Origin of the sequence: Geitlerinema sp. CS-897 (assembly GCF_028368005.1) — a bacterium.
Lineage (GTDB): Bacteria > Cyanobacteriota > Cyanobacteriia > Cyanobacteriales > Geitlerinemataceae > Baaleninema > Baaleninema simplex.
Window position 1 is genome coordinate 1 of the sequence record NZ_JAQNCQ010000246.1, and the last position, 7,971, is coordinate 7,971.

Genomic DNA, 7,971 nt, shown 5'->3' on the forward strand with positions numbered 1-7,971 from the left:
CCTCTCCCCTTCTCCCCCTCTCCCCTGCTTATGTCCGACGATCGCAAACGCTATCTTCGTCCGTCCGTGTTTTGGAGTATCCGCCAGGGATTCCCTCGCTGGCTGAGTTTGACGCTCACGGCGTTGGCGTTATTTATCCCGCTATGTGCTTGGGGAGTTCTCAGTTACGGCGAAATGGTCGATCCCCGCTTTCTTCCCACCCCTACGGCTGTCCTTCAGGCGGGAATCGAGATGTTTGTCGAGGAAAATTTAATTGTCGATATTTTTGCCAGTTTCGGACGGGTGTTAGCGGGGTTTTTGGTGGCTGCGATCGTAGGAATTCCGATTGGAATTGCGATGGGAACGTTTCACAGTATGGAAAGTCTGTTTGGGGCGTTTGTGGGGACGGTGCGGTATATGCCAGTGGCGGCATTTATGCCCTTAATTGTATTGTGGGCGGGATTGGGAGAAATTTCTAAAATCATCATCGTTTTTTTAGGAATCGTTTTTTACAACGCGATTATGATTGCCGATGCAGTGAAGTTTATTCCGAACGAAATGTTGAACGTTGCGTATACGCTTGGTGCGACGCGATGGGATTTACTCTGGCGAGTTATTCTTCCAGCAACGTTACCGAACATTATCGATACGTTACGGGTAAACGTGGCGGGAGCTTGGAATTTTCTCGTGATTTCTGAATTGATTGCCGCTCAAAGTGGATTAGGATTTAAAATTATTTATTCTCAGCGTTTTTTACAAACTGACAAAGTGCTGTTTTGTATTGTCGTGATTGGTGCGATCGGTCTGATTTTGGACTTTCTATTTAAGTTGATTTTCAAATTAACGTTACCTTGGGCAGAACCGACCTCAAATTAAAGATGAAGATTTAGTAGGGTGAGTACCGCCCACCTCAGCTTAATTTTTTTGAAGTTGGCATCTCTAAAAGCAAGCAATAGAAATCCCAAATGATACAGAATCCAAATTTAAAATACTGGTTTTGCCCAACCCGACAAGTCACTCTATCCCCCTAACCCCCTTTGAAAGGGGGGCTAAGGGGGGATGTGGTGAAGACTTTTTGAAACCTAGCTTATCGGATACGGATTCCGTATGATTTAGTTGCTAATTTTAGTAAAGTTTGGTGGGCAATTTCCACTCTACAAATGATGTAAGAAATGGAGATTTTTCGATCTTGAAACTTATTTTAGAAAATGCTGTCTTGTTGGCGATCGATTTTCAAAAAGACTTTATGGAATCGATCGTTTCAACAGTTGGAACAGATGTTGTCGTCCCCAAAGCGAAACAGGTATTAGAGGTGGCGCGTCGTGCCAAGATACCTATTATTCACACTCAAGAAGTTCATCGTAAAGAATTAGTGGATTTCGGACGCGAGTTAGATGGTGCAGAACCGATTCATTGTTTGGAAAACGAGCCAGGAACCGATTTTCACCCGGAACTGTTGCCAATTGAAGGGGAGTTTACAGTCCCCAAACGGCGATACAGTGCGTTTTTTGCGACGGATCTCGATATTTTACTACGCGGGTTGAAAGCTGATACCATCGTTTTGATGGGAGCGTTAACAGATGTTTGCGTACATTATACAGCGGTAGACGCTCACCAACACGATTATCATTTTTTCGTTCTTGAAGATTGTTGTATTGGTTCGGATTGGGAGGCGCATCGTGCGGCGATTAAGGCAATGGTCTATTTGCAGAAAAATGCTTGTTTGGACTCTCGAGATTTTGTAGACTGGTTGAAGTGTTAGGAATTACGCAGAAACCCGGTAAAACACGAAATTTCGTTATTTCAGCGCGAAGCTAGAAACGAAAAACCGGGTTTCTTGACCGATAAGTACTTAATCTCTGAGTGTTTTAAAGATAAAGATAGTGTTTTAAAGATAATTGATGTCCAGATCGATTTCCAGATCCCCGGCATCTCCAAGATGCCGGGGATCTCACCCGACCCTTAACCGATAGGGGATTTTGCCACGAATCATTTAACATCGCTATAGATTTTTTTTGAAATTCATCAGTTGGGTGTGTTGAATTTCTTGCCTCCATTAAACCTACGAGTTGCTAGACGATTGAGAGTCATGAACGAGCCGAAGCTAGAGGTTCGCAATATCACTCATAAATTTCGACAAAAGCGGAAATTTATGACAGTTTTACAAGATATTAATTTAGAGCTTTATTCAAACGAGTTTGTTGGCATTGTCGGGCCGTCAGGCTGTGGAAAATCGACATTGTTAAATATTATTGCGGGGTTGGTCAAACCGACTTCGGGAAAAGTTATCGTCGAGGGTGAGGTGGTGCCGGGGCCGGGTTCCGATCGCGGTATGGTTTTTCAAAGTTACACCCTCTATCCTTGGTTGACTGTCGCGGAAAATATCGGATTTGGGTTACGGTTGAAAGGAATGCCAAAAGCCGAACAGCGCGATCGCATTGCCTATTATTTAGAGATTATTGGATTGACTCGGTTTGCGAACGCTTACCCGAAACAACTTTCTGGTGGAATGAAACAACGGGTTGCGATCGCTCGCGCGTTAGTTAACGAACCAGAAGTGTTGTTAATGGACGAACCCTTTGGCGCGTTAGACGCACAAACACGAGAACAACTTCAAGCATTTTTTCACGATCTTTGGGAAAAAACCCAGATTACTGTGTTGACAATTACCCACGATGTCGAAGAAGCCATTTTTCTCTGTCAGCGAATTTATGTTATGGGAACTCACCCCGGTTCGATTCAAGAACAGGTAACTGTCAATTTACCGTCTCATCGAACCTTGGATATGAAATTAACACCGGAGTTTCTTGAAATTAAACGAAAAATTGTGCGATCGCTCCGAAATATTTGATATTTTATTATAGAGTATCTTCAATTTTGTCAAGTTAAATATAAATTTATTTATAAATCCTAAAATACTAACGCTCGATGACTCAAGAAGTACCAAAATCCGTTGCGAAACAGTGGTTTGTAACTCGCACAATCCACGACGGACTCTACTGCATTACCGAAGATTTCTATTGGGAGTGGAATCGCGCCAATATTTGGCTGATTAAAGGACAAACCCAAGATTTACTAATCGATACGGGGCTGGGCGTGGCCAGCTTGCGACATCACATCGCCGAACTGACGGACAAACCCCTGTTGGCGATCGCCACGCACGTCCATTTCGACCACGCGGGGGGAATTCACGAGTTCGATCGCCGCGCCATCCACGCCTGCGAAGCCGAAGCATTAAAACAGGGAGATAACCACGCCTCCCTGTGCGATCGCGATTCGGGATGGGTACAGGAAGAGCATTTCGCCAAACTTCCCTATCCTGGCTTTACCGTCACCGAGTACAAGCTGAACGCCGCCGAACCGACGCAAATTCTCCACGACGGCGATATTTTGGATTTAGGCGATCGTGCCTTAGAAGTACTGCATTTACCGGGACATTCCCCTGGGGCGATCGCGCTGTACGATTCCCAGAAGCGGGAGTTATTTTCCGGCGATGTGGTCTACGACGGCGACCTCCTCGACGACCTCCCCGGAAGTGAAATTTCCAGCTATTTACAGAGTTTCGATCGCTTGCAAAAAATGGCGATCGAAACCGTCTACCCTGGACACTATCGCATTTTTGGACAACGGAGGTTTCGAGAAATCGTCGCCGAGTACCGCGACGGAAAACGACAGGTTGGCTGTCCGACCGAACTGGAAATTCAGTGAAATTCACAGATCCCCAGTATCTCGAAAATATCGGGGATCTCAGCGCGATCGATAAATTTAAGGCGAATTTAGGCGAATTTAGGCGATCGAAACCTCCGGTGACAGATACACATCTTGAATGGCGTGGAGGAGTTTCACCCCGTCTTCCATCGGACGTTGGAACGCCTTGCGACCGGAAATCAAACCGCCACCACCAGCCCGTTTGTTAATGACCGCCGTACGTACCGCTTGGGCGAAATCGTTATCTCCCGAAGCGCCCCCAGAATTAATTAACGGAGCGCGTCCGGCGTAGCAATTGAGGACTTGATATCGCGTCAAATCGATGGGGTGGTCGCTGGTGAGTTCCGAATAAACGCGATCGTCAGTACGGCCGTATTTTCCGCCCGTTCCGCTAGCGACAGCGTCGTATCCGCCGTTACTTTGGGGCTGTTTTTGTTTGATGATGTCGGCTTCGAGAGTGACACCCATGTGGTTGGCTTGTCCGGTGAGGTCGGCGGCGGTGTGGTAGTCCTTATCCTGTTTGAAGACGGAATTTCGCAGATAACACCACAAAATCGTCGCCATTCCTAATTCGTGGGCTCGCTCGAACGCACGGCCGACTTCGCGGATTTGGCGGGCCGATTCTTCAGACCCGAAGTAAATCGTCGCACCTACAGCCGTCGCCCCCAGGTTCCAAGCTTGGTCGACAGACGCGAACTGAATTTGATCGTATCGGTTGGGATAGGTCAGTAACTCGTTGTGGTTGAGCTTGACGATAAAGGGGATGCGGTGGGCGTAGCGGCGAGACACCGACCCCAACGCGCCTAACGTAGTGGCGATCGCGTTGCATCCGCCTTCTAACGCCAGACGTACCAGGTTTTCCGGGTCGAAATAGAGGGGGTTGGGGGCGAAGGAGGCTGCGCCGGAATGTTCGATTCCTTGGTCTACTGGGAGAATCGAGAGATAGCCAGTATGGGCGAGGCGACCGTGGGAGAAGAGTTGTTGGAGACTTCGCAACACTTGGGGATTGCGATCGCTCTGGACGAACAGGCGATCGACCACATCTTCCGAAGGAAGATTTAACATCTCCTTGGGAAGTCGCGCTTGATAGTTAAGGAGATCGTCGGCTTCGTCGCCGAGATAGGATTCGATCGAGGTGGGGCGTTTTACTGTAGTCGTCATATCAATAGTTGAATTTTTACAGCTTTCAAGACATTAACCGAGTCTTGATTTTTAGGGTATTCAATTGAATCGAGACGTTGCCTCTCTCTAGAGAGAGACTTTAGAAAAAAATGGGGGTGAATCGTTACCAGCCCAAAAGATCGATAGCGTTTGCACTCCAGCCTAAATTCGCGAGAACAGTCAAATTTCGATGCGATCGCCCAATCTAACTCGCAACAGTATTACAATCGATCGCGACATTTTCATAAATAAATCCTTCAACTCGATTTTCGTGGCTATGACGCCCAACTCCAACCCCGAACTGGTTCGATCGATCCAACATCGCATCGAAAACGCGCCCGACCGTCGCATTTCCTTCGCCGACTACATGGAAACGGTCTTGTATCACCCCCAACACGGCTACTACTCCCGTGGAGCGAAATTCGGAGCCGGGGGCGATTTCGTCACCTCAACCCATCTCAGTGCAGATTTTGGGGAAATGCTGGCGAAACAGTTGCGTCAGATGTGGGAAATCTTAGGAAAACCCAAGCCGTTTTCGATCGTAGAAATGGGAGCAGGTCAAGGTATTTTAGCCGTCGATCTGTTGAAATATCTCCAGCGAGAGGCATTCGGGTGTTTCGAGGCGATCGAATACGTTATTGTCGAAACCTCCTCGAGTTTGCGATCGCATCAGAAACAAATTCAAGGGGCTAACCTGCGTTGGTGCGACTGGGAAGAGATTCCTGACGAGTCGATCGTCGGCTGTTTTCTCTCCAACGAACTCGTCGATGCCTTTCCCGTCCACCGCATCGCCGTCGAAGGGGGTCAGTTGCAAGAAATCTACACCACGCTCGACGAATCGGGCGCGTTTCGAGAGGTAACGGGGGAATTGTCTGCGCCGCGACTGCGATCGTATTTCGACTTCGTAGGAATCGACCCCAGCCACTTTCGGGAGGGCTATCGAACCGAGGTGAACCTGCAAGCCCTCTCTTGGATGGAAACCGTTGCGAACAAACTCGACCGAGGTTACGTGTTGACCGTCGATTACGGCTACGAAGCACGACGATACTACGCAATCGGGCGATCGCGCGGGACGTTACAGTGTTATTGCCAACATCGCTATCACGACGATCCCTATACGGCGATCGGAGAACAAGACATCACCGCTCACGTGGATTTTACTGCCTTACAACGTCAAGGAGATGCCTGCGGGTTGACGACAGAAGGCTTTACCCAACAGGGTTTGTTTTTAATGGCGTTGGGACTCGGAGAACGCCTGGCCGAACTGGGACAGGAGAACCGTCCAGCTACCGGACAGGAGATTATCGACATCATACAGCGTCGCCAAGTGTTGCACTCCCTCATCGACCCGATGGGATTGGGGGGATTCGGCGTGTTGGTTCAAAGCAAAGGCTTAGGGAGCGATCGCGATCGGCTAAAGGGGTTAACGCCGCCACCAATGTTTTAAAATCGATGAGGTAATCGACTTGCCTGCGTTCTGTAGCGTTTTTGCTCGACGACAGCCGGGCGATAGCGGGCAAAGTGTTACCATTCAACGACGAATTAATTCCATAAAGTCCCAAAAGTCCCAAAAACGAGAATGAACGATCCGATCAATCCCTCTCTGCGTCAACTGCCCCGTCACGAACCGGCGGAACTCATTCCGTCCCATCGCGAAACTTCTCTTTTGGAATGGCTCAAAGCCTCGGGGCGCATCATTCCTCGCGACGATCGAGAGCAATCTTCCGCTCGCGAAGAAGAAGAATTCATCGGTTTGATGGCTGAGGAGGACGACGATAGTTATAGCGATAGCGATAGCGACAGCGACAGCGACAGCGAAGACGACTTGTAAGTTGCTGGGTGTGACGTGCGATCGCTAGGAATCTCGGTCGAACTCGAACGAAAACGGCGATCGGCAACGAGATAGTGTGGGTGGGGAGTGTCAAAAAGAAGTGCTGTGGATACGAAAGTTTCAAACCGACGAGCGACCCTCACAGGAGGGCGTCTGTCGTGGGGGTTGGCGGGAGGCTTGAGTCTCGCTGCGATCGGTTTTGACGTTTCGGGCGATCGCCTGTTCGATCCTGCGTTCTCACTGACGTTACCGCTGTGGGTCGGCGCAGCATTGTCGGCGATCGTCGGCGTTTGGGGGGTTCCCGTCCTGCAACAGCTTAAAACCGGTCAGGTAATTCGCCAAGAAGGACCCCAAGCTCATTTTAAAAAAGCGGGAACGCCTACAATGGGCGGAATTATGTTCGTTCCCGCAGCCGCGATCGTTGCTGGGGCGTGGGTGTTCCTGTCCGGGGAAATGTCGTCGCTCGATCGCATCTCGGTCGTCGGCGTTTCGGCGTTGACCCTGGCTTACGCCTTTATTGGATGGCTCGACGACTGGCAAGTCTTGCGCCGCAAATCCAACAAGGGAATTTCACCACGCACGAAATTAGCGTTGCAAATCGGCTTCGCCATCCTGTTTTGTGCCTGGGCGAAAATAACCCCCGGTCTGGCCGACAGCGAAACCGTACAGTTTCCCGGCGGTTGGGCGCTTCCCTTGGGGGCGCTGTTTTGGCTGTTAGCAGGGTTCGTCCTCGTGGCCGAAAGCAACGCCACTAACCTGACTGACGGCCTCGACGGTTTGATGGGGGGAACGGGGGCGATCGCGTTTTTGGGACTGGCGGCGATCGTCGCGCCGACGTTTCCCGGTTTGGCGTTGTTTTGCGCGATCGCGAGCGGTGCCTGCTTGGGCTTTTTAGCCCACAACCGCAATCCCGCACGGGTATTTATGGGGGATACGGGTTCCTTGGCGTTAGGGGGCGCTTTAGCAGCCGTCGGGGTATTGGCGAACGTTCTGTTTGGCTTGTTAGTTCTCAGCGGGCTATTTTTTGCCGAAACTTTATCAGTTATCGCCCAAGTAGGGTATTACAAAGCGACGAAGAATCCCGACGGTATCGGAAAACGTCTGTTTAAAATGGCACCGTTACACCACCACTTCGAGCTATCGGGGTGGTCGGAGTTACAGGTCGTCGCGACGTTTTACGGCGTAACCGCTATCCTAGCTTTAATCGCTTTGGTAATACGTTGATAGGGAACGGGGAACGGGGTTTCAGTCACCAGTCACCAGTCACCAGTGAGGAGAACTCCCCCCTCTCC

Annotated in this window: 8 protein-coding genes; 7 read left to right on the top strand and 1 reads right to left on the bottom strand. The window is 49.8% G+C overall.

Annotation, left to right across the window (positions count from 1 at the left end; genetic code table 11):
* The first annotated feature begins 30 nt into the window (after positions 1-30).
* The 4 genes from POG22_RS15355 (at position 31) to POG22_RS15370 (ending at position 3,687) form a co-directional block, all read left to right on the top strand.
* The gene (locus tag POG22_RS15355; protein WP_063718742.1) at positions 31-855 is read left to right on the top strand and encodes an ABC transporter permease; all 825 of its coding nucleotides are present in this window, start codon (positions 31-33) and stop codon (positions 853-855) included.
* A gap of 313 nt (positions 856-1,168) precedes the next feature.
* Complete coding sequence (locus POG22_RS15360; RefSeq protein ID WP_498906216.1) at positions 1,169-1,741, top strand: cysteine hydrolase family protein; 573 nt, start codon at positions 1,169-1,171, stop codon at positions 1,739-1,741.
* 327 nt (positions 1,742-2,068) lie between these two features.
* Positions 2,069-2,830, top strand: coding sequence for an ABC transporter ATP-binding protein (locus POG22_RS15365; RefSeq protein WP_498906218.1), 762 nt, complete (start codon positions 2,069-2,071; stop codon positions 2,828-2,830).
* A 77-nt stretch (positions 2,831-2,907) separates the two neighbouring features.
* Positions 2,908-3,687, top strand: coding sequence for an MBL fold metallo-hydrolase (locus POG22_RS15370; protein ID WP_498906220.1), 780 nt, complete (start codon positions 2,908-2,910; stop codon positions 3,685-3,687).
* A 78-nt stretch (positions 3,688-3,765) separates the two neighbouring features.
* On the opposite strand, the gene POG22_RS15375 is transcribed toward POG22_RS15370, so the two are convergent.
* Positions 3,766-4,848 carry a class I fructose-bisphosphate aldolase gene (locus POG22_RS15375; protein WP_063718736.1) on the bottom strand — a complete coding sequence of 361 codons (1,083 nt, stop codon included), beginning with the start codon at positions 4,846-4,848 and terminating at the stop codon, positions 3,766-3,768.
* A gap of 277 nt (positions 4,849-5,125) precedes the next feature.
* Here POG22_RS15375 and POG22_RS15380 point away from each other — a divergent pair, with 277 nt between their 5' ends.
* The 3 genes from POG22_RS15380 (at position 5,126) to mraY (ending at position 7,903) form a co-directional block, all read left to right on the top strand.
* Positions 5,126-6,295: a class I SAM-dependent methyltransferase gene (locus POG22_RS15380; RefSeq protein ID WP_063718743.1), complete on the top strand. Its 1,170-nt coding sequence runs from the start codon at positions 5,126-5,128 to the stop codon at positions 6,293-6,295.
* A 132-nt stretch (positions 6,296-6,427) separates the two neighbouring features.
* Positions 6,428-6,679 carry a DUF3134 family protein gene (locus tag POG22_RS15385; RefSeq protein ID WP_063718734.1) on the top strand — a complete coding sequence of 84 codons (252 nt, stop codon included), beginning with the start codon at positions 6,428-6,430 and terminating at the stop codon, positions 6,677-6,679.
* Positions 6,680-6,784: 105 nt separating this feature from the next.
* Positions 6,785-7,903: a phospho-N-acetylmuramoyl-pentapeptide-transferase gene (mraY, locus tag POG22_RS15390; RefSeq protein ID WP_063718732.1), complete on the top strand. Its 1,119-nt coding sequence runs from the start codon at positions 6,785-6,787 to the stop codon at positions 7,901-7,903.
* Positions 7,904-7,971: the final 68 nt, after the last annotated feature.

Bases quoted from the DNA above. Each gene is read 5' to 3' on its own strand.
- POG22_RS15355 (WP_063718742.1), top strand. From the start codon at position 31: ATGTCCGACGATCGCAAACGCTATCTTCGTCCGTCCGTGTTTTGGAGT.
- POG22_RS15365 (WP_498906218.1), top strand. From the start codon at position 2,069: ATGAACGAGCCGAAGCTAGAGGTTCGCAATATCACTCATAAATTTCGA.
- POG22_RS15370 (WP_498906220.1), top strand. From the start codon at position 2,908: ATGACTCAAGAAGTACCAAAATCCGTTGCGAAACAGTGGTTTGTAACT.
- POG22_RS15375 (WP_063718736.1), bottom strand. From the start codon at position 4,848: ATGACGACTACAGTAAAACGCCCCACCTCGATCGAATCCTATCTCGGC.
- POG22_RS15380 (WP_063718743.1), top strand. From the start codon at position 5,126: ATGACGCCCAACTCCAACCCCGAACTGGTTCGATCGATCCAACATCGC.
- POG22_RS15385 (WP_063718734.1), top strand. From the start codon at position 6,428: ATGAACGATCCGATCAATCCCTCTCTGCGTCAACTGCCCCGTCACGAA.